Origin of the sequence: Pseudomonas soli, assembly GCF_900110655.1 — a bacterium.
Taxonomy (GTDB): domain Bacteria; phylum Pseudomonadota; class Gammaproteobacteria; order Pseudomonadales; family Pseudomonadaceae; genus Aquipseudomonas; species Aquipseudomonas soli.
In genome coordinates this window covers 22,134-48,749 of sequence record NZ_FOEQ01000002.1, presented here as the reverse complement: position 1 = coordinate 48,749, position 26,616 = coordinate 22,134, and the positions used below count along the sequence as shown (strand labels likewise).

Sequence of the window (26,616 nt, the reverse complement as noted above, 5' to 3'; positions counted from 1 at the left end):
GTGAGGATTAATTGAAATTCTCCTTTCATTTTTATCTGGCAAAGAGGTGTGTGCTGAGATGTACAAGATTTCTCGGAAGAGCGTTTGAGTCGAGTTTATTATTTTTACGATCCAGAGAGCGTTGGCAGCGATCGGAAGGGGCGGGTTGACTAGCCCCAAACTAGGTGTTCGACCCTAGAGGGTCATGATGTATCACTAGGTATAGGCGGCGTTGTCAATTTTATATATTAATTTTATCCTTCAATTGCATTAAGTCGCTGTTTCAACTGCTCATTGAGCGACACGCCGTGCACACCTGAGTGAATCTCACGATGGCAAGATGGGCAGATAGCACCTACATACCGAGGGTGGTCGAGACCTCCATCGGAAAGCCGATTTACATGATGCGGCTCCAGGTATGGGCTTCCATCTTTCTTAAAAAACGGAGCTGGCTTGTCACAGCTTTCACATAAGCCTTTGGCACGCATGAGGACGTAATGAGCGACCTTTCGGCTGCGCTGGTAAATTTTGCGTTGCGCTGATTGGCCCATTGCATTCGTTACCGGCTTGCAGGCAGCCAGAGCGGCTATCCGAGCAGCAGCTAACGAATCTTCGAGTTCAACCCCCGTCCCCAACTCAGTTTCGATATTCAGCTCTGGACTGCTCACAGACACCAATCTGAATACAAGAGCAGTACGATCCTTGCCATCAACATCCGGCTGGGTTCGCTCAAAGACGTCGGCGCAGCAGAACTCACCTATATAGCGATTACCTTTTCCTTTGCCGAGCGATTGGAACAGATGAAGCGCACGACCTGTCTCCGCGTGCTCAGCGACAGCTCTGTTGCCACGATTCAATGTCATAGGCCCACGCTTCCCTTCACCGGTGTAGAGAAACGCACCGTTGTCCCAACTGTCGGCATAGCCATATTGCTCGCCACTATCGCCTGTAAACAAGAAAATCGCCGGGTGGGTAGCGGATGCCGCTATGCCGCTCTGCCGGCTACCCCCGAATGGTCCGTTGATTTCAGTCACGCGATCGTAAATGGCCCCAGGCTCGAACTGCAGGACTGGTTCTAGACCAGTGCTCTGCAGCTCGATGATGGAAAATCCACGCTTTTCTAAATAGCGGTTTGTGAGGTGTCCGCCTGGGAATTGGCTAACTGCGATGCCGGTAGCCAAGGAGACTATTTTCTTTGCTGGGTACGATGTACCCCCTACAGCAATCGCGTAGCGGTGGGCAGGGTTCGTCTCCCAACCATGCCACTCTCGTCTTCCTCTAAAGTCGCGGTCAAATTCCAGCAAAGCCTCATCAATACGTTCCTTCGATACAGCTTTGATCGCCACGTGCGCTGCCCTTTGTCGCCGATGTTTGTAGGAAATTTCCCCATCGTCGCCAAAGTGATCAAACGGTTCAAGAAAAACTGGCAAAGCGCCACTGCGATCGTAGCGTCCGCGCGAGAGTTCGTATGCGTTCCAGGTCCATATTCGTTGTGGCAGCAGGCGTGCCTAAGGTCTACGGAATCGGATTTTCCCTCTTCTCTGTAGTCCGTTTCCGAAACATACTTCTACCCCCTTACAGCCCGTTGCAGCCGCTGCATCACCCATCTAGTCTCGCCAAGTCGCTGCCAATTCAGCGACCGGTTTTGACAGACCGGGAAGATAGTAACGCGCGTGCATAGCCGTCTATGGTGGCTGTACGTGGGGCACTTCGGTGCGCCGGTTTCCTATTTTCCCGGTCTGTCAACCCGCGTACAGCTGCCACCTTTCTGTTTGACAGCAGAGAACGGTAGCTCCATTTGAAAATAGGAGCTCTACCATGCTGAAAATAGTCCCCGATCCACCCCTACACGACAAATGCACCACCCACACCCTCGAAGACCTCCTGGTCCAAATCTCCGAATACCTCGTCTGCGCCCTCACCGTCAGCCAGCAGACCGTCCTGCTCCACGCCAAACCCCCAGGCCAGGTCCTGACCCTCGCCGCCATGCACGAAATCGACAGCGCCCGCACCTTGGTGGAAGTGGCGCTTAGCCGCCTGCAGTCCCGCCACTGACCTGCCGAGCCTGGGCTCGCACTTCATGTTCACCAATCAGGCCCCGCGCCGTTCGCGGGGCCGCAGGAGGAATGGTATGGAGAAGGAATTGCAAATCCCGCGCATCAAGAAACTCGCCACAACCGGCGTCGGGCATTTCGGCGAGGGCGCGGAGGTGGGGGTGCAAGACCCGCTGTTCCGCGTCGTGGCGGGGCATCCGCTGGACCATGCGGTGGAGCAGGCGACCGTGTTGATGTGTGCGGTGCACAAGATCAGTGATCTGGCGATGGTGGAGACTGATCATCTGCCTACGCTGCAGACGGCGGTGCATTACCTCAGTGGCATGGCCAAGGCGTTGGCCCAGGATGTGAATCATGGGCTGACGGTTCGCTTGCCGGCCGAATAGCGATTGAGTACATCGCCCGGGCAATGTTGCCTGGGCGCTTTCCCATTCTGACGTTGTGAGGGAATATTCAGCTGCACTAATCCAGCGCTACCGAGCAAGGTTGTGCGCTGTACCGCCGACGACACCGCTTTCAGCTATAGGCCCGCCCATGGATGCGACCATTGAACTGAAGATCAAAAACGCACTGCACGATCTATTCGCCGCTGTCGGGCAACTGCAGGCGGCCTATCCTGGCAAGCCTTTTACGCTGGACGGCAGGCTGGTCGGCGATATCGGAGAGGTGGTGGCGAGCCTGGCGTACAGGCTGACGCTCAATGACGGGCTCACCAGGCATCACGATGCGGTTTGTGATGTGGGGCGTAATGTGCAGATCAAGACCACCTTCGGCACCACACTGACATTCCCTGTGCACCACGTGCCTGACTATTACCTCGGTATTCGCATGAGCCGTGACGGCACGTTTGAAGAGGTCTACAACGGTCCGGGCTACTTGATTCAGCAGCAACTGGCTGGGCGTAGGCCTACGCGTACGGGGTTGCATGGGAATCTGATGGCCATGCTCAGGCGGTTGAATGGCACGGTGGCTGAGCAGGATCGAATACCGCGGCGTTGAGCGGGGCTGTTTTGGCAGGGTAGGCCCCCGTTCGCTACGAAGCTAGATGGCACCGGCTGCGCCGGTGTAAGCCCGCTCCCAAAGGATTTGTTTTTCGCCTTGTCGCTATGGCGCTAGGTTCACCCCGTTACAGCGCCCCTTGGTGGAGAAGTCGTTGATCTGCCGCGCCTTGTTCACCGACATCAGGATCGTGCAGCCGCCAGGATGGGCCACATCGTCCCAGTAGTTGGTATGGACCATCACGTTGCCTTGCATCTCGGCGGTGCTGCCGACCACCTCCTTTTGCACGTAGGTGGTATCGCGGTACCAGCCCAACTGCACCCCAGTGCCGCCGGGCAACGGCTCCATGCGCATGGGTGGGCCGAAGAAGTCGATGGCCTGCTTGGCGTCGCGCCCTTGCCATTGGTTGCCCGCCATCAGCTCCGGCAGGGTCGGGATGCAGCCGGCCAATGTCGGCAGCAACAGGCCAAGGATCAGCAGATGGCGCGTGTTCATCGTGGGGTGTTCGCCAGCATGTCGTCCAGCTCCTGCACCGCCTGGCTGTTGGCCTGGACGCCGATCAACTGGATGAACATGGCCTGGATGGTGGCGACCATCTTCGCCGCCGGCATCTTGCCGATCGACAGCATCTGGTTGCGCGCACGGTTGTCGGGGGCGCAGACGAAGGCGAAGGTGCGCTGCAGCCAGTAGTCCTTTGGTGCGACCCAGTCTTTGGCGTTGGTTTTCACATCGCGCACGGCACCGTCGAAGCGACGTATCGCCCGGGCGCTGTCCAGGCGGATCTGGCGCTGTTTGCATTTGACCTGCACCTCGTAGGCGGCGAGGGTCGGGAAGGCCGGGTCTTCGAACAGCTGCATGACCTGGGCCGATTGCACCCCGCCGGGCTTTTGCAGGATGCCGGCGGCATCGGCGACGTAGACCTCGTTGTGCAAGCGTTCCCCTTTGCCGTAGATGATCCAGTAGTCGCCTGCGGCTTGTTCGGCCAGGGCCGGGGTGCTGCAGGCCAGGGCCAGGATGGCCAGCCACTGGCAGAGGGGTGGAAGTTTGTAACCCATGGCGTCCTTTCCCGGTTTTTTGTAATCCAAGGGGGACTATACGAGGCATAAGGGAGGAGGGTCGATTAGGGCACTTGTGCTAATGGCCAAAGGCCTGCGGCGTTCAGGTGCGGTGTAGAGCAAGCGCCTGTGTTGATCGAACGGCAATGGGTATGTAGTCCCGTTCTGAAACCATGCAACGGTGGGCTTGCCCTTCATTTCTCTCGAGTAATTCTGCTGTACATTCCCTTGGTCAGATCGCACATGCGGCAGTCGTCGCATGGTCCGGATGAAGGAGCAAAACATGTCCGAATCAAAGGGGAGCGTGGCTCTTTTAGCCATCAAACGCGAAGCACAGGAGGCCCAAGAAACCATTCTTGAGCTTGTGCACACGGACATGACCGAGAGCCCGGAACTTCTCCAGCCCATCCCTGCATCGTTGCTGAGTCGCATGGCTGATCTTCGGGCACGGGCACAAGCGAATCGCAAGCGCACCGTGCTGTTCGAAGGTTGAGAGCGTGATCGTCAGCAGACAATTTCTGCACGCGCGCCCCCGGTCCTGCCTATGGCATCCTTCGTTTCGCTTACGCCAAAGGCTACGTTGGTTGTCTTCAGACCGCCCGTTCCAGCAGTTGGGCTTCAGCGATCTGTCCGTTCTCATAACGCAGCAGTATCTGACGCTCCCCTTGATCGAACAACGACTGCTGTAGTTGCTGGGTGTCCCGCGGGCCTTGGACCAAGGCGCTGGTCAGGCCGTCCAGTTGTGCCGTGAAGCTCTGTTTCAGCGAGGCGTCGAGGCTGAACATGCGTGAGCTGGTCAGTTCCATCTGCGAGCTGTAGATGCTACGGCTCTGGTTGCCGATTTCATCCAGCTGGCCGAGGCTTTCGAGAGCCTTGGCCGCCTGGGCGCGATAGCGTTGCAGTGGCTCGGCCAGGTAGCGCAAGGCACTGCTGACCACTTGCAACTGTGCGGTTTGCAGGTAACCGCTGACCCAACCCTCCATCTTCGTCAGGCTGTCCTGCAATGCCTGGCGGGTGCTGTCCACACCGAACAGTTTGTCAGCCTGCACATCCTGGGCGCGCTTCAGTTCTTCGCTCATCTTGCGAGCGAAGTACTGGGCCAGGGAGGTGATCTGGCTATGATGATTTTCCAGAGTCTGGCGGGCAGTGCTGTCGATGCCTTCTTGCGCATAGTGATCGAGCACGCCTTGGGTGTACTCGAACATCCCGGTCAGCTTTTCCCACTGCTTTTCGTCCAGATCGTGCTGCACGGCATCCAGTTGACGCTTGATGACGTCCAGCTTTTCGTTGATGTCGTGCAGGTGCTTCTGGCCCACCGCCGAGGACACTGCGTTCCACACCGCGCCACTGAGCAGCACGTTCTGCAGGTCTTCAGGGAGCGACAGGCTGGCCTGTTCACTGATCTTGCCGCCGGTACGCACGAAGGCCCGGACGCTACCGTCGCCGTTGGCGTTCTTTGTCAGTGTCTCGAACGGCAGGCTGCACATCACGTAGTTGCCGCTGGCCAGCTCGCCCATGGCGGCCAGGCCGGGCACATTGGCCAGCAGCGGGTTGAGCGCACTGATGTGGTCGGTTGGCAGCGGGCGGTGGGTACCTGCGGGCGGACGTTGTACGACGTTGAGCTTGAGCAATGTGCCGCCCTGGCCGTCCTGGATCACCAGGTCGGCAGTGGTCTGGGAAGATGTGGCCACTGGCTGGGTGTCGGGGCGTGTGGCCGGGGGCGTGGCGGGCGACTCCCGGCGTAGGCGGATCCAGCCCATCTGGGCAACGAAGGGCACGGTCACGCGGTAGGCTTCAGCCACGCTGCTATGCAGGCCCACGCCAGCAGTGAAGGCGGCGCCAAAGGGGTTCAGGCGCAATCCGGTGGTCGCGGCCATGGTGAACAGTGCTGCGCTGCGCGAGGCGGAAAGGCCGATCATGCTGGCGGCCCCTTTGGGCAGCGCCTCTTCAAGTTTGAACAGCCCGGTCAGCACCTTGGTGCTGGTGGCCCGCTCGAAACGCTCGCTGGCCGGTAGCTCCCGCCAGCCAGCGCCGAACAGCGCCAGGGCGATCTGGCGTTCCTTGTCCGCCACGCTGGTTGCGCCGCTGCCGTTGAGCTTCTGGTACACGTCGTTGACGATCTCGGCGTAGGGCACCGCCGACTTCTTCAACAGGCGGCGGGCCAGGTTCATTGCCGAATGCCCGCCGAATTGCTGCAGCTCGTGGCCCAGCAGGTCGAGTTGCTGCTCGGTATAACCCGCCGGTCGCGAGCTGTGCTTGGCTTGTACCAGCTGCTTCTTGATGTCCGCATCCAGGCCGGCGCGGCCCCGGGAGAAGTCGGTGATGATGTCCACCAGAATGTCCACTTCCTCGGGCGTGGCGCTGATGAGGCTGGTGAACAAGTCGTCGTCGCAATCGATTCCTGAGGTTGCCATCGTGTGTCCTTACCTTTTGAACGGTGTATCGGGTAAAGGGAGCTGGTGCCCCCTACAAGGTGGGGGGCTCAAGGCACCAGCCAGGTGCTGGTCGGCCTGGCGTCTCGCTGAATGGCGACAGCCTGGCAGTGTTCCAGTATCGGCAGGATGTAGGTGATGACGACGGTTCCTGGACGGCCGTCGGGTTGGCGACGAGCGGCGTGGCAAAGCGGGCCGGCGTTTTCTGGCGCTAGATTGGAGCGAATCTCCACTGCGTGTGCTTCCCCGAAGTGTCGGTTGCTGGCCAGGTAATCCAGCGTTTGCTGGAAGGCCGCACGGGTCAGGGTGATCGAGCTGTTGTTCGTGCCGGTTACCACCCTTACGTGGTCGTTGTTGACCGCCGCGATTCTGAAACGGGTGTTGCTGGCGTTGGAGGGCGTTCGCAGCTCCGTGCCCTGCAAGCGGCTGATCAGTGCCCAAAGAGTGTTATCGACTTGGGTAATGTGCTGCATGGCGTCCTTCCTTGTTGTTCGCTGGTCGTCTTTCTAGATTAGCGTGGCTTGATGTCCGAATGACATCATCCTTTGGACTTACCAGTGTAACGATCCACGGCGGTCCTGCAGCTGCAATTAGGGGTGCAGCAGGTGTCCTGCCGCGTGTCGCCTGCATCGCGGGGCAAGCCCACTCCCACGATGATTTCGATGGTGTCGATTGCCCTTCGCGGAACGTGCCTTCGTCTCTTTAATGTTGTAGTCCCTGGGCTACTAAAATGAGGATGTCTACGAATTTTGTAGCCTCGGTGACACAAAGCCGCCTGGATGAACCACGGTCTGGAGTTGCTTGACCATGACCTTGACGTCCATGTCCGTTCAAGGCTCGTGGCCAAGCTTTATCGGCGCATGACAATAACGCGGCGATGATCGAGCAGCTTTGCGTCTGAATTGCTGGGCAAAAGGTAATCCCGCTCGGGGTTGTCAGGTGAGCCTTGCCTTTATGGAATCTTGATCCCCAGTGAATTGAGAGTGGGTGTATCCATTCTGCCATTCACGGTCAGCGCACTATCCATTTGGAAGGCCATTAACGCGCCACGAGTAGCCTTGCCCATGACCCCATCAATTGTGCCTTGATAATACTGGCGAACCATAAGTGCAGTCTGTACGCGCTTGACCAGGTTGCTTTTCTGTTCGTTGGTCGCGCGGGTCTTTGACGTACCCGGGCTCGCTCCGGGAGTTGTGCCGGACGACTGATAAAGGCTATTGCTACCTGAAGTACTGTGCGAGGTACTCGGCGCACTGTAGCTCCGTGTGCTGGTTGCGGGCGGGCTGTAGTAGCGAGGTGCGCTATAGCCACCCGACCCGCTGTAATGGGAGCTGTGGGAGCTATGGGACCGATGTGAGCTGTGCGAGCGATGTGCCGCATAAATGTTCACTGCGTCTGCGGCATTGAGCGTATCGGCAAAGACTGGAGGCTGCAGTTTGTCGTTTGGTTGCCAGTTCGCATCGGCGAGCGGTGTGTGGCCCGCCTGTGCCAATGTGGTACCAGCCATTGGCAACAAGGTGATGCCACTGATCAGGATTTTCCAGCGGTCAAGCAATTTCACTGTGCACTCCTTGCATAGGCGCTAAAGGCCTCGGTCGATAATTGTCGTACGCCGCGGCTCTGCCAGCGGTCAGTGTGGGATTTGAAGAACCCTGAGCAATGTTTGACGGCAGCGCATTGCTGGCAGGTATCGATGAACAGGTTTTTCCAGTCGGAGATGCTCTGGCGGGCGAATCGTGAGAGATGGGGTGGGATCAAACACAAGGGCAGGTTGTAGATCGAAACCGGCATCCCACGGTTGAAGAGGAAATAGGCGGTTTGGCTCAATGCCTCTTGATAATCCAGCGGGTCAATCCACAACTCCTCGTAGTGCTTTCTGGCCAGACCAGTACTTTCGATACCCATCAACGCAACGTGCCGTACGAAGGGGAGGTTCCTGAACACGTAATGGGCTAATTCAGGCAAGCGTGGTGTGGTCAGGCGACTGAGTACCACGCGTATCTCAATGATCTGGTTAGCGCGCGCGAGGTTATAGAGTCCTTGCACGGTTTCGCTGAAGGCGCCCGGGGCCTGAACTACATGGTCATGGTCGACTGCGTTGTCTGCATACAACGGAATGCCCCAACTCAGCTGGGGGTGGCCCAGGGCCGCGAGGGCTGCGATCCAGCTCGGATCTTTGAACAACCGTCCATTGCTGAGCACGTGTACGGACTTCTGTGGCAAAACGGTTTTGCACTTGGCCAGAATCTCAAGCAGGCCATCACGATAAAGAGTGGGCTCTCCGCCGCTGATCCCCAGGTTTTCCTCGCCCGCGTCCATCAGGTCGATCAGTCGAAGGTTTTCCTCGATATGCCAACGGTCATCAATATCTTTAGGCGGTTGTGAGCACATCAGGCAGAGGCTGTTGCAACGATCCGTCATGAAAAGCAGGTTACTGTCTGATCCGCGTCGATAGAGCACTCTTACCAATGTATTGCCAGGGGTAATGGCAATGACATCACCAGGTTGAACGACATCCGGATTTTTGGGGGAATGCAGGTGCAGTCTGCCGTTGTCGAATGGGCTAGTGAGTGACTCTGGGGTCAGGAAGCCGCCCACCGGCAATGAAACCAGATGTGGATTTCGCTCAAGATCTTCGCTGGGTAGCCAGAGCAGTAAATCATTGAATTGCGTGGCACCGGCGCAAACTGCGACTCCTTGCTCAATGAACTCATCCAGGGTGATGACCTTGAGCAGCTTTGGTTCATTCAGGTATTGAATTTCGAAGTGGGTATCTTTGCGCAGCATCGTCCTCAGCCCCTGTAGCCAGGGAAGCGAACATCGCTGTATGAGCGCCTGTTCAACCAGGACAGCAGTACCCTTTGGACGTTGTCATCTCCGTCGCGAAGCAAGGCGAACAAGTGCTTTAACAGCCCCATGTTCTTCTTGCAGAAACTGCTGAACAACCGGTGTCCGATTGGATCGCCTTGGCGAGCATAATGTTCGACCGGGTCTGCGCCGCAGTAGGGAACCAATGCGCAATCCGAACAGCCCGGCAATGCCTCCGCGACGCCACTGGCAAGCAGCGTCTCCATAACGGGTGAGGCCAAAAGTTCTGACAAGGGGTGCTGGACTGTGCCCAACCTTAAACCGTCCTCGCCCATCTCCAGCAGCATCCGAGCCTCGTCCGACGGGTAGACGTAACCGTCATAGTTGTAGACCAGCGCCGCTGTACCCGCGCCGGCGGGTGAGCGCAGGTCGACATAGCCGGATGAGAAGGGCGTCAGGATATTTTTCAGCAGCAAGCTGGTGTAGCTCTCCGACAGGTAGGTCCCTTGCTGGTTGATCTTCAGCAGATAGGTCAGAGCCTTCGTGTAGAAGGTCAGGTACTGCTCAATCGGATAGTCAAGGCGATGTGCACTCTTGGAGGCAAACCCGTAAGGGCTGAGCGGTCGAAGTGAAATGCTGGAAAAGCCCTGCTTTACATACTCGTCGATGATAGCTTCAGGCTGTTCAAGGCTTCGAGAGGTCAACGTTGTCAGCGCGGAGACTGCGTCGTGTCCAAGATGCTCGCGGACCCGTTTGATGCCTTCCACGGTGCGCTCGTAAGAGTCCCGTGAAGGCGTCGGGCGGTTGGCATTGTGCAAGGGCGCCGGTCCATCGAGGGAAGTCGAGAACTGGATGCTGTGCTGTTTTGCGAAGTCGAGTATTTCGTCCGTCAGGTGGTGCAGCGTTGTGGTTATGACGAACTGAATATCCCGTTGCTCGACCAGGTTTCGTGCAGCTACCCATTCGACAATCTGGCGTACACGTTCGAAGGCCAGAAGTGGCTCGCCGCCCTGGAACTCTACCGTCAGGGCGGGAGCGTTCGATTCGAACAAGCGATCAACGGCAGCGAGTGCATCCGCTTCCGATAGGTCATGGCCCGAGCCACCCAGCGGTGCGCGCGAAACTTGACAGTACTGGCAGGTATGGTTGCAGCGTAGCGTTACAACGAACAAGTGCAGGGCCGGCCCCTGGAAAAGAAAGTCCTTGCGGCTGCGATATTGCGCCGCCATTTCGGGAAAAGGATCGTGGCGTGTCGGTTCGTAAATGAAATGGCGAGCTAGCAGGTCCTTGTAAAAAGATGTGCCTGCTTCTATGTCGAAGTAACTGAGGGCCCGTAACTGCGCGTCGTTCACGTACAGATACTCGCCTGTATCGGAGGTGAGCAAAATGTCGCAGTCATTTGCGGTGTTCAGGCGCATGAAGCGGAAGGGCAGCAGACGGTAGCTGTTAGCGTCGGTCGCAATCAGTGTCACCGCGAAACCCCGCATCCAGCAAGCGCTGCTCGAGCCAGCACCTCACGCAACCCAGCTGTCTCACGATTGATGTGATCACGTAGGGCAAAGTCATTTAAATGCTGGAGGATCAGCGAATGTGCCTGCTCCTGAGGCAGCATGACTTTCGTTTTAGCAGGGAAGGCAGTGAGGCTGATCTGGTCAGCTTCAATGCCGATCTGAATCGCGACTGTGTCAGCCAAGGCGTAAGCGGTTCGTTGCACCGCGCTGAGGGAATAGGCTGCGCTGTCGAGTTTCAGAATGACTGGCCATGTCATTGGAACCGGTCCTTCAAATCCGTTGGGAACGTGTGGATTTTGCCGGCTAACGAGGCATAGTGCCATCATATTTTTTTACATTTGCATACATTCAGTCAGGATTTTGATGGGCGGTTCGGGAAATTGTGAGAATGGGAAACCATCGTATGAAGTCTCCCAGACTATGGTTGATCCTCAGAATGTCGGTGGTAGTTCATGCACATAGGGCAGGTTCGGGCCTGTTCGTGAGCAGGTGATCGCTGCGGCACGGATCGCGTAGGCGAGGATCGCATCGATGGTTTCATGGGTGAGAATCGCCACGCCGGCCGGGCTATCTGCATCGAGGCGAGCCAGGCAGGCAAGCACCGCAGCCTGGAAAGTATCACCAGCACCCACTGTGTCGCTAACCGGCAACGAAGTATCCGCCGGCCGCTGCCATGACCCATGCGCGCAATGCACGCTGGCACCGTGAGCACCATGGGTGATGAACACCAACCTGCACCGTTCGTTCAACCAGCCTCGGGCCACGTCACGCGCCTCTCGACCTGGATAGAGGATGCCGATGTCTTCCTCACTGGCCTTGATCACATGCGCATGCCCGGCAAAGGCTTCCACCTGCCGCCGCCACAGCGCCACATCCGGCTGCGGATTAAGCCGCACATTCGGATCAAGGCTGATCAAGCGCCGGTCCCGCTCGCGCTTCACCAGCTCCATCAGCGTATCGGCCACGGGCTGCACCACCAGGGTGTACGAGCCTACATGCAACCCCCGCACACGCTCATCCAGCACCGGCAAATGCTCCAGCATCACCTGCCGATCCGCACACCCTTCACCGCGAAACTGATACTGCGCCGAGCCATTGGCATCCAGCCCGACCATGGCCAGCGTGGTCGGCGCAGCGCTGGTCACCACGTAGCGGCAGTCCACCCGTTCCTCTTCCAGCACCCGGCGCAGCCTGGCACCGAGGTAGTCGCTGGACAACCCGCCGAACAACGCCGACGCCACGCCCAACCGGCGCAGGCCGACGGCCACGTTGAACGGCGACCCGCCGGCAATCGCGGTAAATCCCAGCTCGCTGCTGCGGTTGCTGTTTTCCAGGCTGAAGACATCGAACAGGGCCTCGCCACACACCAGGTACATGCAGTTCTCCAGAACGATAGATAAGGGCAGGATACCTGCGCTCAGTGCGCAGGCAGTTGATCCCGGTAGCGTTGATAGGCGACCTCGTACTCGGCCTGTTGCGCCGGGCGGGGCAGGGTTCGGGTGCTTTCGTCGAGGGCGACGCAGCGTTCGCACAGGGTTTCGAGGCTGTCGCCCTGGCCCAGCTGGCGGCCGAGGCTCCAGGCGGCCTGGATCGCGGCGCCCAGGGCGGCGGCTTCGGTCTGCTGAGGGCATACCACTGGCAGGCCGAGCAGGTCGGCCAGCACCTGCCGCCACAGCGGACTTTTCGCCGCGCCGCCGACCAGGCGGATTTCGCTGCCTGGCAGGCCGCTGGCGCGCAGCAGGTCGAGGCCGTAACGCAGGCTGAAGCAGGTGCCTTCGAGCACGGCGCGGCAGAGGTTGGCGCGGGTCAGGTTGGCGCTGGTCATGCCGTGCAGGCTGGCCGTGGCTTCGGGCAGCGCGGGTACGCGTTCGCCGTCGAAGAAGGGCAGCATCAGCAGGCCGTCGGCGCCGATCGGGGCTTGGGTGGCGAGCTCGGTGAAACGGTCGAGGTCGAGTTCCAGCAGGTCGCGCACCAGGGCGCAGGCGCTGGTGAGGTTCATGGTGCAGATCAACGGCAGCCAGCCGCCGCTGGAGGTGCAGAAGGTCGCAACTTCGCCCTGGGCGCTGACGTGGGGCTGGTCGGCATGGGCGGCCAGGGTGCCTGAGGTGCCGAGGCTCAGGGTGATCATGCCGGGGGCGATATTGCCGGTGCCGATGGCGCCGAGCATGTTGTCGCCGCCGCCAGTGGCGACCCAGGTCTGTGGGCTCAGGCCGAGGGTAGTGGTGGACTGCGCGCGCAGGGTGCCGAGGCAATCGCCGGATTCGACCAGTTCAGGCAGCGCAGCCAAAAGACGCTCGCCGGGCTCGATGTGCTGAAGAACATCAGGCGCCCAAGCGCGGCGGCGCACATCGTAGTAGCCGGTGCCGGAGGCGTCGCCGGGCTCAGTACAGACGCGACCAGTCAGCCAGTAATTCAGGTAGTCGTGGGGCAGCAGGAGATGGGCGAGGCGGGCGAACAGTTCGGGATGTTGGCGCTTGGTCCACAGCAGCTTGGACAGGGTATAGCCCGGCGCGATCACCAGCCCGAGGCGTTCAAGCGAGCCCTGGGCACCGCCGAGGGCATCGAGCAACTCCGCGTTCTCAGGCGCGCTTTCGGTGTCGCACCAGAGTTTGGCCGGGCGCAGCACCTGGCCTTGGGCGTCGAGCAGCACCAGACCGTGTTGCTGGCCGGACACCGCCAATGCGCGAATGGCCTGGCCATCCACACCGGCATCGCGCAACGCAGCGGACACCGCCGTGCGCAGGGCTTGCAGCCAGTCGGCCGGATCCTGCTCGCGCCGGCCATCGCGACCTTGGGGCGGCGCATGGGCGGCACTGCCCAGGCCCAGCACCTGGCCGCTGCCGGCGTCCAGCACCAGGGCCTTGGTGCCCTGGGTGCCGCAATCGATGCCGAGGAACAGTCCGTCCATTTCGAAAACCTCCGTGTCAGTCGCCGAGGACCTGGCGCAGGGTTTCACTCACGCCGACTTCGCGCAAGCTGTCGTACAGGCGCTCGAAGGCGCTGACGAAGGCTTTGGATGCGGGGATCGCCGTGCCGAAGATCGCCTCGTCGCCGAGCACCCGGGCGGCCAGGCCGTCGCGCTGCGCCACCCGGGCCTGGCAGTCGGCGGCGCGGGGGTCGGGGATGCTGTAGCGGGTGCCCTGTTCGTCCTCGCCGCGCAGGTACAGGGCCCAGGCGGCCACCACCAGGGCCACGCGCTCCAGGGGCTTGCCGTCGGCGATCAGGCGGTTGGCGGTGGGCACGATGAACTTGGGGAATTTCGACGAGCCGTCGGAGCACACGCGCTCCAGCTGGTCGGCGATGGCGCGGTTGGCGAAGCGCTCGGTAAGGCTGTGCTTGTAGCGCGTCAGGTCGATGCCCGGTACCGGGGCCAGTTGCGGGGTTACGTCCTGGTCCATGAAGGTGCGCATGTAGCGCTGCAGCAGCGGGTCGGCGAGGGTTTCGTGGACAAAGCGGTAGCCTTGCAGAAAGCCCAGGTAGGTGAGGGCCAGGTGGCTGCCGTTGAGCAGCTTGATCTTCATTTCTTCATAGGGCGTGACGTCGTCGGTGAACTGCACGCCGACCTGCTCCCAGGCCGGGCGGCCGGCGACGAACTTGTCTTCCACCACCCATTGCAAAAACGGCTCGCACACCACCGGCCAGGCATCGTCGACGCCGTGGCGCTCGAGCAACTGCTGGCGGTGGGTGGGGCTGGTCATCGGGGTGATGCGGTCGACCATGGCATTGGGGAAGCTGACGTGGCCGTCGATCCAGCGGGCCAGGTCGTGGTTCTGCAGGTGGGCGAAGGCCAGCAGGGCCTTGCGGGCGACGTCGCCGTTGTGCGGGAGGTTGTCGCAGGACATCACCGTGAAGGGGCCGATGCCGGCCTCGCGGCGGCGGCGCAGGGCTTCGCAGAGGAAGCCGAACACGCTCTGCGGGGCTTGCGGGTTGGCCAGGTCGTGCTGGATCTGCGGCAGGTCGGCGCGGAATTCACCGGTGCTGTCGTCGATGCAGTAGCCGCCTTCAGTGATGGTCAGCGAGACGATGCGGATGTTGGGTTCGGCAAGCTTGGCCAGCAGCGCTTCGGCGCCGTCCTCGGCCAGCAACATGCCGTTGATCGCGGCGATCACGCGGACCTGGGTGTCGGGTTGGTCACCCAGTTCAAACAGGGTGTAGAGGTGGTCTTGCGCGGCCAGGGCATCGCGCATGGCGCGGTCTTCGCGGCGCAGGCCGGCGCCGCAGATGGCCCAGTCGAGGCATTCGCCCAGGTTCATCAGGGCGTCGGTGTAGGCGGCCTGGTGGGCGCGGTGGAAGCCGCCGACGCCGATGTGCACGATGCCCTGGCGCAATTGGCTTGGGTCGTAGCTGGGGCGGGCGACCGCCAGGCGGGGGAGGTTGTGTTGGTTGAGTTTCATCCTGAAGGTCCTTAGGCCGCCTGCTGCAGGCGCTTGTCGAGGGCTTGGCCGTTGCTGTCGAACAGGTGGCAGTGGGTGGGGTCGAAGGTCAGCTCCAGGGCCTCGCCGAAGGTCGGCGCGAAGTCGCCGCGCACGCGCACGGTGAGCATCTCGCCGGACGCGGCGCGCACATGGCAGTAGCTGTCGCTGCCGAGCCGCTCGCTGACATCGGCCGTCACCTGCAGCGAGCCAGGCGCGCCCTGGCACACCGGGCTGATGCTCAGGTGCTCGGGCCTGATCCCCAGGGTCACCTGGCTGCCGGTATGCAGCTCGCCCGCGCACAGCGGCAGGGCGATTCGCGCACCACATTCGAGGGCTACCTCGCACTGGTTGCCCTGGTTACGGCTCAGGTGGCCACGCAGGAAGCCCATCTTCGGCGTGCCGAGAAACCCCGCGACGAACAGGTTGGCTGGATGGTGGTAAAGCTCCAGCGGCGAGCCCACTTGCTCGACGCGCCCGCCGTTGAGTACCACCACTTTGTCGGCCAGGGTCATGGCCTCGACCTGGTCGTGGGTCACGTAGATCATCGTCGCGGCCAGCTCCTGGTGCAGCCGCGCCAGCTCCAGGCGCATCTGCACGCGCAGGGCGGCGTCGAGGTTGGACAGCGGTTCGTCGAACAGGAAGATCTTCGGGTTGCGCACAATGGCGCGGCCGATTGCCACCCGCTGGCGCTGACCGCCGGAGAGCTGGCGCGGCTTGCGTTCGAGCAGCGGTTGCAGCTCGAGAATGCGCGCGGCGTTGTCGACCTTGGCGGTGACCTCGTGCTTGGCGACGCCGGCCAGGTCCAGGGCGAAGGACAGGTTCTTGCGCACGGTCATGTGCGGGTACAGGGCGTAGGTCTGGAACACCATGGCCAGGTCGCGCTTGGCCGGGGCGGTGTCGGTGATGTCGGCGCCGTCGAGGGTGATGCTGCCGCTGCTGACCTCCTCGAGGCCGGCGATCAGGCGCAGCAGGGTGGACTTGCCGCAGCCGGAGGGGCCGACGAACACCACGAACTCGCGGTCGCGCACGTCCAGGTCGATGCCCTTGATGATGGCGTGGCCATCGAAGCCTTTGTGCAGGTTGCGGATTTTCAGGTCAGCCATGGTGGGTGTCCTTGTCAGAGGCGAGAACAGAATTGGCGTGGGAATGGCGGGAAATCATTTCACGGCACCGAAGGAGAGTCCGCGCACCAGCTGCTTCTGGCTGATCCAGCCAAAGATCAGGATCGGCGCGCAGGCCAGGGTCGAGACGGCCGAGAGCTTGGCCCAGAACAACCCTTCGGGGCTGGAGTAGGAGGCCACCAGCGCGGTGAGCGGGGCGGCGGCGGACGAGGTCAGGTTCAGCGACCAGAACGCCTCGTTCCAGCACAGGATCAGCGACAGCAGCAGGGTCGAGGCCAGCCCGCCGCGGGCGATCGGCAGCAGCACGCGGACGATCTCCTGCCAGGTGCCGGCGCCATCCAGGCGCGCCGCTTCAAGGATGTCCACGGGGATATCCTTGAAGTAGGTGTACACCATCCACACCACGATCGGCAGGTTGATCAGGGTGTAGACGATGACCAGCGCCAGGCGCGAATCGAGCAGGCCGAACTGCTTGGCCAGCAGGTAGATCGGCATCAAGACGCCCACCGGCGGCAACATCTTGGTCGACAGCATCCACAGCAGCGTGCGCTTGGTGTGGCGGGTTTCAAAAAAGGCCATCGAGTAGGCGGCCGGCACGGCGATAAGCATGCACAGCAGGGTCGCCGAGAACGAGATCAGTACCGAGTTCCAGGCGTAGGCGAAGTAGTCGCTGCGCTCGTTGATGTGCAGGTAGTTCTCCAGCGTCGGCGCGAAGATGAACTGCGGCGGCGTGGCGAAGGCATCCAGCTCGGTCTTGAAGCTGGTCAGCAGCATCCAGAAAATCGGGAAGAAGATCACCAGGGCGAGGGCCCAGCACAGCAGGCCGAGCAGGGCGTTCTTCAGGGTGCGGGTTTGCTTGAGTGTCAGCATGGCGGGCTCCTCAGCTGCGCGCGGTGAGGTTCTTGCCGATCATGCGGACCAGCACGATGGCGGCGATATTGGCGATCAGCACGGCGATCAGGCCACCGGCCGAGGCCATGCCGACGTCGAACTGCAGCAGCGCCTGGTTGTAGATCAGGTAGGCGAGGTTGGTGGACTCGTATCCGGGGCCGCCGCTGGTGGTGGTGAAGATTTCGGCGAACACCGACAGCAGGAAGATGGTCTCGATCATCACCACCACGGCGATGGGCCGCGCCAGGTGCGGCAGGGTCAGGTGCCAGAAGATCGCCAAGGGGCCTGCGCCATCCAGGCGCGCGGCTTCCTTCTGTTCCAGATCCTGCGACTGCATGGCGGTCATCAGGATCAGGATGGCGAACGGTAGCCACTGCCAGGAGACGATCAGGATGATCGACAGCAGCGGGTAGTGCGCCAGCCAGTCCACCGGTTGCGCGCCGAACAGGCGCCACACGGCGGCGAGGATGCCCGACACCGGGTGGAAGATCAGGTTCTTCCACAGCAGCGCGCTGACCGTGGGCATGATGAAGAACGGCGAGATCAGCAGCACCCGCACCACGCCGCGGCCCCAGAACTCGCCGGCCTCCAGCAGCGCAGCAATGAGCACGCCGAGCACCACGCTGATCGCCAGCACGCTGCCGACCAGGGTCAGGGTATTCAGGGCGCCGGGCATGAAGCCGGCGTCGGTGACGAAGAAGGCGAAGTTCTCCAGGCCCACGAACTGGTTTTCGCCCGGGTACAGCAGGTTGTAGCGGATCAGCGAGAAATACAGGGTCATGCCCAGGGGCACGATCATCCACAACAGCAGCAGCGCCACCGAAGGGCTGACCAGGAACCAGCCGGGGCCGACGCGGCGTTTGCCGGGGCGTGCGGTGGCGAGGCTCGGGGTGTCGAGGGCCGATGTGTTCATGGCGACTCCGTGTGCAGCAAAAAGGGGCGGTCACCGCGCCGGGGGGCGGCGCGGTCGGGGGACGCTGCGGGCTACTTGGGGTAACCGGCGCGCTTCATCTCGCGTTCGGTGGACTGCTGGGCCGAGGCCAGCACCTGGTCCACTTTCATCTGCCCGGTCAGCGCGGCGGCGAACAGCTTGCCGACCTGGGTGCCGATGGCCTGGAACTCGGGGATGGTCACCAGCTGGATGCCCACGTAGGGCACGGGCTTGAGGGTGGGGTGGTTGGGGTCGACGCGCTTGAGTGATTCGAGGGTGACCTTGGCGAATGGCGCGGCGGCCAGGTACGCGTCGTTGTAGGTCGAGGCGCGGGTACCGGGCGGCACGTTGGCCACGCCTTCTTTCTCGGCCACCAGCTTGCCGTAGGCCTCGGAGGTGGCCCAGGTGGCGAACGTCCTGGCGGCGTCCTTGGATTTGGAACTGGTGGGGATCGCCAGTGCCCAGGAGTACAGCCAGGTGGCGCCCTTGTCGGTGACCTCCTTGGGCGCGAAGGTGAAGCCGACCTGGTCGGCGACCTTGCTCTGGGTCTTGTCGGTGACGAACGAGCCGGCGACGCTGGCATCGACCCACATCGCGCACTTGCCGCTGTTGAACAGCGCGAGGTTTTCGTTGAAGCCGTTGCTGGAGGCGCCGGGCGGGCCGTATTGCTTGAGGGTGTTCACATAGAAGTTCAGCGCGTTCTTCCACTCGCTGCCGCTGAACTCGGGTTGCCATTGCTCATCGAACCAGCGCGCGCCGAAGGCATTGGCCACGGTGCCGATCAGCGCCATGTTCTCGCCCCAACCGGCCTTGCCGCGCAGGCAGATGCCGTACTGGCCCTGATCGGGGTGGTTGAGCTTGGCGGCGAACTCGCCGAGCTGGGTCCAGGTGGGTTGCTCGGGCATGCTCAGCCCGGCTTGCTCGAACAGGTCCTTGCGGTAGTAGGTGATCGAGGCTTCGGCATAGAAGGGCAGGGCGTACAGCGTGCCGTTGGCCGACAGGCCGTTGCGTACCGAGGGAAACACGTCGTCGAGGTTGTAGTCGGCGGGCAGGTCGGTCATCGGCGCCAGCCAGCCCTTGGCACCCCACAGCGCGGCTTCGTACATGCCGATGGTCAGCACGTCGAACTGGCCGCCCTGGGTGGCGATATCGGTGGTCAGGCGCTGGCGCAGCACGTTCTCTTCAAGCACCACCCACTTGAGCTGGATGTCCGGGTGCTGCTGCTCGAACACCTTGGCCAGGCGCTGCATGCGGATCATGTCATTGTTGTTGACCGTGGCGATGGTCAGGGTGTCGGCGGCCTGGGCATGCAGCGGCAGGCTGAGGCAGGCGGCGGCCAGGCAGGCCTTGATCGAGTCGTTCATCAGTGAACTCCCTTATTGTTTTTGTATCGCTCGGCGCTGATTACACCCGTGCACGGCGACGCCGACAAAGCCTCGCCTGCACCTTGGCTGATACTTTTTTGCAGTGCTTGAACAGGGGCCGTTGCGCGCCCCATCGCCGACAAGCCGGCTCCCACGGGGATGGCGCTGGCTTGAAGGCGCTGCGGTCGGGATGGGAGCCGGCTTGCCGGCGATGGGCTGCAAAGCAGCCCCAAGGCTCAGCCGCGGTTCTGCTCGGTCAGGCGCTGGGTCACCAGGCTGCGGTAGTCCGAAGGGGTCATGCCCTTGAGTTGCAGAAAGCGCCGGTTGAAGTTCGACAAGTTGCTGAAGCCCGATTCGAAGCACACCTCGGTCACCGGCAGTTCGCCCTTGGCCAGCAGCTCGCACGATTTGCTCACCCGCAGCCGGTTGACGAACTCGACGAAGCCGCGCCCGGCGGCCTGCTTGAAGAACCGCGAGAAGTAGGTCGGCGTCATGCCCAGGTGCTCGGCCACCTCGTTCTGGCTCAGGTCCTGGGCGTAGTGCTGGAAGATGTAGTCCACCGCCCGGTTGATACGCTCGACATTGTGTTCGTCTGCCAGTTGCGAAGAGGTGACGGTGGACAGCAGTTGGTAGTCATCGCAGGCGGCGAGCTGTTCCATGAGGATAAAAAAGTATCCCAGGCGGGTCATGCCGCGGCTGTCGGCGATACGTTGCAGCAGCTGGCGGCTCTCGTTTATCAGTGCCGGGTCGCGGAACTCGATGCCATAGCGCGCCCGGGCCAGCAGCGGGGCCAGCTGGGTGAGCTCGGCGAACACCTGGCTGCCATCCTCGAGTACCTCGTCGGTGAAGTTGACCAGCATGTCGCGCTTGCCCACCACTTCGTCGGGGCCGACCTGGCTGATCCAGTTGTGCGGCAGGTTGGGGCCGGTGAGGAACAGGGTGTCGGGAGCGAAGTTGCCGATGTAGTCGCCGATGAACACCTTGCCGGCGCTGGCGACGATCAGGTGCAGCTCGTATTCCTTGTGGAAATGCCAGCGCACCAGCGGGCTGGGGAAGCCATGCTGGCGGTAGATCAGCGAGGCGCCTTCATGGTCGTCCATCAGTTCGTAGGACGGGTCGGTGACTTTGCTTGTTCTGGGCATGGCAGTGGCTGGGCCTGGCGGGGCGAGGTGACATCCTAGCCTGAAGTGGCGGAGCAGGGCAGAGCAGAAAGCTGAAGGCGTATGCGCTGCGACCGTCCCATGCGGGTGCTTGTTCAAGGCGGATTTTGTAGGTCCTACAGCCATTCTTCCGCTGTTCGTGTAGTCCATTTCCTAAAGGTAGCTTTTCCACCTGTCGGGCCGTTGTAGCGAGTGGGTAGGCCCTTTAGTCTCGCCCTGCTCGTCGTGTTTCGCCGTTCGGGGTTGGCCGGGCCTTTGGGCAGAGCACCGTGCAAGGATCGCGCGGTTTGGCCCGTTGGCGCCAGACGATGAAACGCGGCGGGCTCTTTCATTTTTTCGGGGGTGGGGTCATGGACAAGGACGAACAAGCAAAGGGCAAAGACGTACTGAACATCGTTAGCCTGGTTGGCCGTACCCGGCGTCGGTCGATACGCGACTGGGTGCAGGCTGTACCGGGGTTGCCGACGGCCGAGGTGTTGCAGGAAACGTCGATCATTCTGGGCTGCATCACCGCGCTCACGCAGCAGGCGTTGAGCAAGCCGAAAGAGGCGCAGACGCTTATGCGGGCAACGTATTACCTCAGCGGGATCGCCAAGGCTATGATTGATGGGCAGCTGCCGGTGAGCGAGGGGAAGGGCGACAGTTGAGCCGCGCTGTCAGCGCAATAGCCGCTTTCGAGCAGTCGAAAGCGGCTAACTGTTTGGCGGCAGGTGTGGCGATCAACCGTGCAATCAACTCAGCCCGGCTAACCGTTTGATCTGCTCGGCAAAGTCTTTCTCGGCAATCTTCACCTCCACCAGTACTGGCCGCTGCACAACCATCAGCAACTGCGGCAGCAAGCGTTCCAGCTCGTCCACCGTTTCCACCCGATACCCCAGCGCGCCATAGCCGCAGGCCAGCGCTGTATAGTCCAGCGCGGGCAAGGTGTCGAACGGCGCGAATTCACCTTCTGGCGTGAACGCATCAGGGTCGACGAAGGCCTGCTCGATCGCATACACCTGGTTGCTCATCACGAACACCACCGCATTGACCTTGTTGCGCGCCAGTGCTGCCAGCGACTGGCTGACCATCATGAACCCGCCATCGCCGGCCACTACCACCGGGCGCCGGCCGCTGCCCAGCGCCACGCCAAGGGCGCAGCCGGTCTCGTGGCCGAGCGAGCCCCAGATGGCATCGGAGATGAAACTGCCGCGGGGCATGCCGTTGATGTTGCTGGCCACATACAGCGACGAGCTTTCACCGAGGATCAGCGTGCTGGTCTGCCACAGGCGATGCTCGTGGGCGAAATTCACCAGGCTGTCGAAAAAGCTCGCATAACTCAGCGCGCTGGGCACCGCGCCGCTGCCCAGCAGCGGGCGCGAGGCGGCCAGGGCGGTGCCAGGGCGCGGGAACTGAGTATCCACCTTCAGGGCCTTGAGCAGGGCCTCGACATAGTCGGGCAGGCGCACGTTGGGGTAGTAGTCGGCGCCGGCGCGGGCCAGTTCGCAGTTGACCTGGACGATTTCGCCATAGCGGGCCTTGAGCAGGTCCAGGTAGTCGTCGGTGAAGATCACGCCAATGGCCAGGATGCAGTCGCAGGCATCCACCCGGGCCGAGGTTTCCGGGCGGGAGGCGGGGCCGGCATAGGTGCCGATGAATGGCGCCTGGCTTTCGTCGAGCACGGTCTTGGCGTCGAGGGTGGTGGAGAAGGGCAGGCCGCAACTGTCGATCAGGCGTTGCACGGCGTCCTGCAAACCGTAGCGAATGATCTCCACCCCCAGCAGCACCAGCGGCTGGCGCGCCGTGGCCAGGCGTTGCACGCTGGCCTCGACCAGGCTTTGCAAAGCCTGGGGGTTGGACGGGCGCGGGGCGGGGGTCAATTGGCCGTGGGGGCGACTGACCTCGGCGCCCCAGATGTCCTGATAGGCCTCCAGGTAGATGGGCTGGCGGTGGGTGAGCGCCGCGATCAGCGCGTTGTCGATCTGCCACGGCGCGCGGTGCGGATCGGACAGGATCTCGCAGGCCACGGTCACCTGCTCCAGCACGTTGCGGTCGGCCTCGAAGTTGCCGGTGGAGTGGTGGAACAACACGTTCTGGGCATTGGCCTTGAGGCGGTCGCTGGTGGAGGGGCTGGCGGAGATCACCACCACCGGGTTGCGCTCCACGTAGGCCCCGGCGATGGCGTTAACCGCGCTGAAAGTGCCCACCCCGTACTGCAGCGACACCGCGCCCAGGCCGTGCACCCGGGCGTAGCCGTCAGCGCTGTAGGCGGCGCCCATCTCGTAGATTTCGCCCACGGCATCGATGCCGTCGAAGGCGTCCAGCGCGCTCATGAACCTGGAGCAATAATCCCCAGGCACCTGGAACACCTTGTCCAGGCCCAGCTCCTTGAGCCGGGTCAGCAGGTAGTCGGCCACGGTAAAAGTGCTCATGGCTTGACCCCCGCGCAGATGGCCTGGGTGATAGCTTCGAGCACCTGCGGCGCGTGGCTGGGCATGGGCGGGGTGGCGTAGTCGATCTCTTCCGGTGCCGGGGTCGGCAGCAGCTGGTAGCTGGCCGGAAGCCAGTTGGGGCGCGGCAGTTCGAAGAACTCCTGCAAGGCGGACTCGGCGGTGGTCAGCGCGCCCTCGACCCAACCCTGGCCATAGGAATACGCCTCGCCGACGATGAACACCTGCTGGTCCTTAACTGGGTGGCGCATCTTCTGGATGATCAGGTCCAGGCGGTAGTTGGCCTTCCACTCGTGCCAGCCGCCACCGTAGGGGTCGGCGTCCCAGGCGTGGTACACGGCACTGTAGGGGGCCGGCAGCTCGACCTGGGCGTGCAGCTGGGTGACCTGGCGCTGGGCGATGCGCACCATCTCGTCGCTGATCTGGAACTGCGTGCGCGGCACCACCGCGTCATTGGCGATGCGCCCTTCGAGGCTGCGCGGGGTGTAGCCGGTGAATTCGGGGCCGTCTTCGAGTCCTTTCCAGAACGGCACGGTGCCGATGTCGTTGTAGGAGGCCATCAGCAGCGAGTTGAAGGTGTTTTCGCCACCGGCCTGATCGCACTCGGTGCCCATGTAGTAGCACTGGCGGATCGGCAGGTCGCTGACCGAACGCCCGGCCACCAGGCCCAGGTTGCGCCACCAGGGTTGCTCATAGGCCAGGAACAGCTTGAACGCCGACTGCACCAGCACCGAGCCGAGGTTGTCCTTGAGCCACGGGTCGTCGAACAGCGGCGAGTCGATCAGCTCCAGCGCGCGGCGCGGCAGGGCGAGGATCACCTGGCGGGCGTGGACGATGTCCTCGCCTTCGAGGTCGTGGGTCTTGCCGTTGACGGTCTCGGTGTGGCGCAGGTGCAGGCGGTAGGGGTACTCGGTGTCATCGCTGTAGCTCAGGGCGGCCAGGCGGCGGTTCATCTGGATGCGCTGGTCGGCGGGCACCAGGCCGCCGGCCTGTTCGCTGAAGCGCTGGGCCAGGGTCAGCGGCAGGCTCTGGAAGCCATCCTTGAGCGTGCGGAACACGGTGGCGTCGCTGTATTCGGTGGCGGGCAGCTGGGTCACGGCGCTGGCGTTGGCGACGTTGGCCTCGTAGCCGCCGGCGTCCTTCATGAACTGGTAGCCCTCGTTGCTCAGCACGCGGTAGAGCAGGTCCCAGAAACCGTAGCGCCAGATCGGCTTGCCGAATACCTGTACCTGCATCTGCTCGGCCAGGCTCAGCTTGTCGAACCCGGGATAGATGCTGTTCATCACGTTGACCTGGAGGTCTTCGGGGTTGTAGCCGCGCTCGGTCCAGCCCAGGTCGTAGGGAATCTTGTGCGGCGCCTCGACGAAATCGCGGAAACGGAAGCGCTGGCCGCGCAGGTAGAACAGGTTGTCCTGGGCGCCGATGGGCGCGTCCTTGGGCAGTTCGTTGCCCATGGGGAAGTCCTTGCTCGGCAGGCCCAGGTGCTGCACCAGGGTGTCGACCATGACATGGCCGTCGGCGCCGGGCATGTAGCGCATGCCGCCCACCTCGGCGACCACATTGGGCAGGCCGGGCAGCTTGACGCTGAACAGCCGCCCGCCGATGCGGTCGCCATATTCGAACAACTGGATACGCAGGCTGTCGCCGTGGGCCTGTTGCAGGCGCCAGGCGCTGTAGGTACCGGAGACACCGCCGCCGATGATGGCGACGTCCAAGGGTTGGGGCTGGCTCATCGCAAATTCCCTTTTGTTGTTGTGGGCAAGGAATCCATGTGACGAGCCAGTATTGTCGAGGTTTGGCGGAATGCCAGTTTGCCATCATTGAATTTTCAACGTGGTCCCGGCGCGGTTACAACGAGGTGCGCGGGGAACCCAGGCGATGGTGATCTCGACATAGCTGTCGATGGCCTAGGCACTACGGTGGCGTGGTATCGTTTTGGCATTATTTGTTGCCAGAAGCCTGCCAAGGCATGCGATTTTGATGAGGAAGGTTATGGACGTGCTGGAAACGCTGTTGCTGGCAGCGGTCAGGGAGTGTTGGGGGGAGCAAGTCGACTTTGTTGGCGTTACCCGCGATGTACTGTCCTGCGTACTCGATCAGCGCGAGCTGTTCGAGGCGTTGCCTGAGCGTATGGCAGTTGAAGTAATTCCAATCGAACAATGTGGGCTGGACTCCCCCCGTACTCGTTCAATGGAAGAGTTTCACTCCTCCAAGGCGGTCCTGCTGTTCGATGGCCTTACGGCGGCGGCAGGTGGCAGAAGGTCCTATATCTACAAAAGCAAAGGGTTTCGAGTCTATCTGTTCGAGTCAGGTGAGGTCTGCACACTTACCCCCTATTGCAAGATAGATGATCGCGGTTTCTCGCTGGGCAACGAGCTCTGGGATATCCCCTGCGACTTTCATGTCCATATGCTGCGCACTGCTGAGCCAGTTGCGGATCTCTTCGAGATGATCAGCGAAAAAAAACCGGCCTTTCTACCTGATGCCCGCATAGGTCTTGGGTTGATCAAGATGATCACCAGCCTGCGTAGCAGGTTCCCCATCGATTACTGTCTGGAGTATGTGATTGTCCCGCCCGATGTCGACATCCTCTCTGGCTTTTCCCAGGGGACGAGGCGAGATCTGTGGGATGTGTGTCTCTCCCGCAGGTTCGAACGGGAGGCCGGGCATGAGGTGCAAACGCGAGCTATTGCTTTGCTCATGGAGGCCGGCATAAGCCCGCAGCCTGACCAGATCCTGGATTATTTGCAGAGAATCGGTAGGTCATCGTCTTGCGAAGATCTCCTCCAGCGCATGGATGAACTGAAACTTGCAGTTCTTGGCCGTATCGATCAACTCGCAGATGACTTGAGTGATCCGGATTTCTGGCAGCGGCTTGGCAGCGAGCAACGGCGGACGCACTCGGCGGTCGTCCGGCAGTTCCAGAACGCCCCCTGTGTACGGACCATGAATGATGTGGTGCATGAAATTCTTGAAGTATTCAAGACGCAGATTGAAGCGCATGGATTGTGGAAGGAGCTTTGGGACCGAGACAAGCCCAAGCCAGAAAGCAGTGTGCAAAATCTGTTCTTCAGCAGTGCCATTAGCTTTTGCCGTGCGTACGGCCTGGATATTTCGCCTGAGTCGGACGGCGGAAGTGGGCCGGTTGATTTCAAGATCTCTGCCGGCTGGCACGACAAGGTCGTGGTCGAGTTCAAGCTGTCGACCAACACCAGTGTGGTGCATGGTTATGAGTGTCAGTTGGAGCGCTACAAGGATTCGGAAAACACCGAGCATGGGATTTTCGTGCTGGTGGATGTTGGGGAACTGGGTGGAAAGCTTGAGCGGGTCCGCTCGTTGCAATCTGCCAAGGGCGAAAGGGCATCCGATATTGTCTATGTCGATGCACGGCCCCGGGTGTCGGCCAGCAAGAAACGCTGAAAACCACATTACCCCGCGCTTGCGCAAGTGCGGGGCGGCCTGCCCAT

General features: G+C 61.7%; 25 protein-coding genes. 6 read left to right on the top strand and 19 right to left on the bottom strand.

What is annotated here, in order from left to right; genetic code table 11:
- Positions 1–233: 233 nt before the first annotated feature.
- Positions 234–1,325 carry an HNH endonuclease gene (locus BMY03_RS04760; protein ID WP_094010403.1) on the bottom strand — a complete coding sequence of 364 codons (1,092 nt, stop codon included), beginning with the start codon at positions 1,323–1,325 and terminating at the stop codon, positions 234–236.
- A gap of 472 nt (positions 1,326–1,797) precedes the next feature.
- On the opposite strand from BMY03_RS04760, the gene BMY03_RS04755 reads away from it, so the two are divergent.
- The 3 genes from BMY03_RS04755 to BMY03_RS04745 all read left to right on the top strand — a co-directional run bounded on the left by BMY03_RS04755 (position 1,798) and on the right by BMY03_RS04745 (position 3,032).
- Complete coding sequence (locus tag BMY03_RS04755) at positions 1,798–2,034, top strand: hypothetical protein (RefSeq protein WP_094010402.1); 237 nt, start codon at positions 1,798–1,800, stop codon at positions 2,032–2,034.
- Positions 2,035–2,110: 76 nt separating this feature from the next.
- Entirely contained in the window at positions 2,111–2,419 is a 309-nt protein-coding gene (locus BMY03_RS04750; protein WP_177182882.1) for a DUF3077 domain-containing protein, read from the top strand.
- Between the two features lie 148 nt (positions 2,420–2,567).
- Positions 2,568–3,032 (top strand): DUF6998 domain-containing protein, encoded by a 465-nt coding sequence (locus BMY03_RS04745; RefSeq protein WP_094010400.1) that lies wholly within the window; start codon positions 2,568–2,570, stop codon positions 3,030–3,032.
- A gap of 105 nt (positions 3,033–3,137) precedes the next feature.
- On the opposite strand, the gene BMY03_RS04740 is transcribed toward BMY03_RS04745, so the two are convergent.
- Both BMY03_RS04740 and BMY03_RS04735 read right to left on the bottom strand, forming a co-directional pair.
- On the bottom strand, positions 3,138–3,527 hold the full coding sequence (locus BMY03_RS04740; RefSeq protein ID WP_094010399.1) for a hypothetical protein: 390 nt from the start codon (positions 3,525–3,527) through the stop codon (positions 3,138–3,140).
- On the bottom strand, positions 3,524–4,087 hold the full coding sequence (locus BMY03_RS04735) for a hypothetical protein (RefSeq protein ID WP_094010398.1): 564 nt from the start codon (positions 4,085–4,087) through the stop codon (positions 3,524–3,526). Before BMY03_RS04735 ends, BMY03_RS04740 begins: the two co-directional genes overlap by 4 nt.
- A gap of 283 nt (positions 4,088–4,370) precedes the next feature.
- Between BMY03_RS04735 and BMY03_RS04730 the strand changes: the two genes are divergently transcribed.
- A complete protein-coding gene (locus tag BMY03_RS04730) occupies positions 4,371–4,580 on the top strand; it encodes an AbrB/MazE/SpoVT family DNA-binding domain-containing protein (protein WP_094010397.1) in 210 nt (69 codons plus the stop codon).
- Between the two features lie 97 nt (positions 4,581–4,677).
- On the opposite strand, the gene BMY03_RS04725 is transcribed toward BMY03_RS04730, so the two are convergent.
- From BMY03_RS04725 to BMY03_RS04660, 14 genes are all read right to left on the bottom strand, one after another.
- Positions 4,678–6,501, bottom strand: coding sequence for a YaaW family protein (locus BMY03_RS04725; RefSeq protein WP_094010396.1), 1,824 nt, complete (start codon positions 6,499–6,501; stop codon positions 4,678–4,680).
- A 68-nt stretch (positions 6,502–6,569) separates the two neighbouring features.
- Positions 6,570–6,992, bottom strand: coding sequence for a hypothetical protein (locus tag BMY03_RS04720; RefSeq protein WP_084942470.1), 423 nt, complete (start codon positions 6,990–6,992; stop codon positions 6,570–6,572).
- 479 nt (positions 6,993–7,471) lie between these two features.
- The gene (gene hxsA / locus BMY03_RS04715; RefSeq protein ID WP_094010395.1) at positions 7,472–8,080 is read right to left on the bottom strand and encodes a His-Xaa-Ser repeat protein HxsA; all 609 of its coding nucleotides are present in this window, start codon (positions 8,078–8,080) and stop codon (positions 7,472–7,474) included.
- Positions 8,077–9,306 (bottom strand): His-Xaa-Ser system radical SAM maturase HxsC, encoded by a 1,230-nt coding sequence (gene hxsC, locus BMY03_RS04710; protein WP_094010394.1) that lies wholly within the window; start codon positions 9,304–9,306, stop codon positions 8,077–8,079. The genes hxsA and hxsC overlap by 4 nt, the downstream gene beginning before the upstream one ends.
- 5 nt (positions 9,307–9,311) lie before the next feature.
- Complete coding sequence (gene hxsB / locus BMY03_RS04705) at positions 9,312–10,799, bottom strand: His-Xaa-Ser system radical SAM maturase HxsB (RefSeq protein ID WP_094010744.1); 1,488 nt, start codon at positions 10,797–10,799, stop codon at positions 9,312–9,314.
- Entirely contained in the window at positions 10,796–11,095 is a 300-nt protein-coding gene (gene hxsD / locus BMY03_RS04700) for a His-Xaa-Ser system protein HxsD (protein ID WP_094010393.1), read from the bottom strand. Before hxsD ends, hxsB begins: the two co-directional genes overlap by 4 nt.
- A gap of 174 nt (positions 11,096–11,269) precedes the next feature.
- Positions 11,270–12,214 carry a carbohydrate kinase family protein gene (locus BMY03_RS04695; RefSeq protein WP_094010392.1) on the bottom strand — a complete coding sequence of 315 codons (945 nt, stop codon included), beginning with the start codon at positions 12,212–12,214 and terminating at the stop codon, positions 11,270–11,272.
- 41 nt (positions 12,215–12,255) lie between these two features.
- On the bottom strand, positions 12,256–13,746 hold the full coding sequence (gene xylB / locus BMY03_RS04690) for a xylulokinase (protein WP_094010391.1): 1,491 nt from the start codon (positions 13,744–13,746) through the stop codon (positions 12,256–12,258).
- Between the two features lie 16 nt (positions 13,747–13,762).
- Entirely contained in the window at positions 13,763–15,232 is a 1,470-nt protein-coding gene (locus tag BMY03_RS04685) for a mannitol dehydrogenase family protein (protein WP_094010390.1), read from the bottom strand.
- A gap of 11 nt (positions 15,233–15,243) precedes the next feature.
- Complete coding sequence (locus BMY03_RS04680) at positions 15,244–16,356, bottom strand: ABC transporter ATP-binding protein (RefSeq protein WP_094010389.1); 1,113 nt, start codon at positions 16,354–16,356, stop codon at positions 15,244–15,246.
- 54 nt (positions 16,357–16,410) lie between these two features.
- Positions 16,411–17,244 (bottom strand): carbohydrate ABC transporter permease, encoded by an 834-nt coding sequence (locus tag BMY03_RS04675; protein WP_094010388.1) that lies wholly within the window; start codon positions 17,242–17,244, stop codon positions 16,411–16,413.
- A gap of 10 nt (positions 17,245–17,254) precedes the next feature.
- Complete coding sequence (locus tag BMY03_RS04670) at positions 17,255–18,178, bottom strand: carbohydrate ABC transporter permease (protein WP_038705865.1); 924 nt, start codon at positions 18,176–18,178, stop codon at positions 17,255–17,257.
- Between the two features lie 71 nt (positions 18,179–18,249).
- Positions 18,250–19,560: an ABC transporter substrate-binding protein gene (locus BMY03_RS04665; protein WP_094010387.1), complete on the bottom strand. Its 1,311-nt coding sequence runs from the start codon at positions 19,558–19,560 to the stop codon at positions 18,250–18,252.
- 236 nt (positions 19,561–19,796) lie between these two features.
- Entirely contained in the window at positions 19,797–20,702 is a 906-nt protein-coding gene (locus BMY03_RS04660; RefSeq protein ID WP_094010386.1) for an AraC family transcriptional regulator, read from the bottom strand.
- 368 nt (positions 20,703–21,070) lie between these two features.
- Between BMY03_RS04660 and BMY03_RS04655 the strand changes: the two genes are divergently transcribed.
- Complete coding sequence (locus tag BMY03_RS04655; protein WP_160291170.1) at positions 21,071–21,367, top strand: DUF3077 domain-containing protein; 297 nt, start codon at positions 21,071–21,073, stop codon at positions 21,365–21,367.
- 84 nt (positions 21,368–21,451) lie between these two features.
- Here BMY03_RS04655 and BMY03_RS04650 read toward each other — a convergent pair whose 3' ends face one another.
- Complete coding sequence (locus tag BMY03_RS04650; protein ID WP_094010384.1) at positions 21,452–23,131, bottom strand: alpha-keto acid decarboxylase family protein; 1,680 nt, start codon at positions 23,129–23,131, stop codon at positions 21,452–21,454.
- A complete protein-coding gene (locus BMY03_RS04645; RefSeq protein ID WP_094010383.1) occupies positions 23,128–24,882 on the bottom strand; it encodes a flavin monoamine oxidase family protein in 1,755 nt (584 codons plus the stop codon). The genes BMY03_RS04650 and BMY03_RS04645 overlap by 4 nt, the downstream gene beginning before the upstream one ends.
- A gap of 259 nt (positions 24,883–25,141) precedes the next feature.
- On the opposite strand from BMY03_RS04645, the gene BMY03_RS04640 reads away from it, so the two are divergent.
- Complete coding sequence (locus BMY03_RS04640) at positions 25,142–26,569, top strand: hypothetical protein (protein WP_143067519.1); 1,428 nt, start codon at positions 25,142–25,144, stop codon at positions 26,567–26,569.
- The last annotated feature ends 47 nt before the right edge of the window (positions 26,570–26,616 follow it).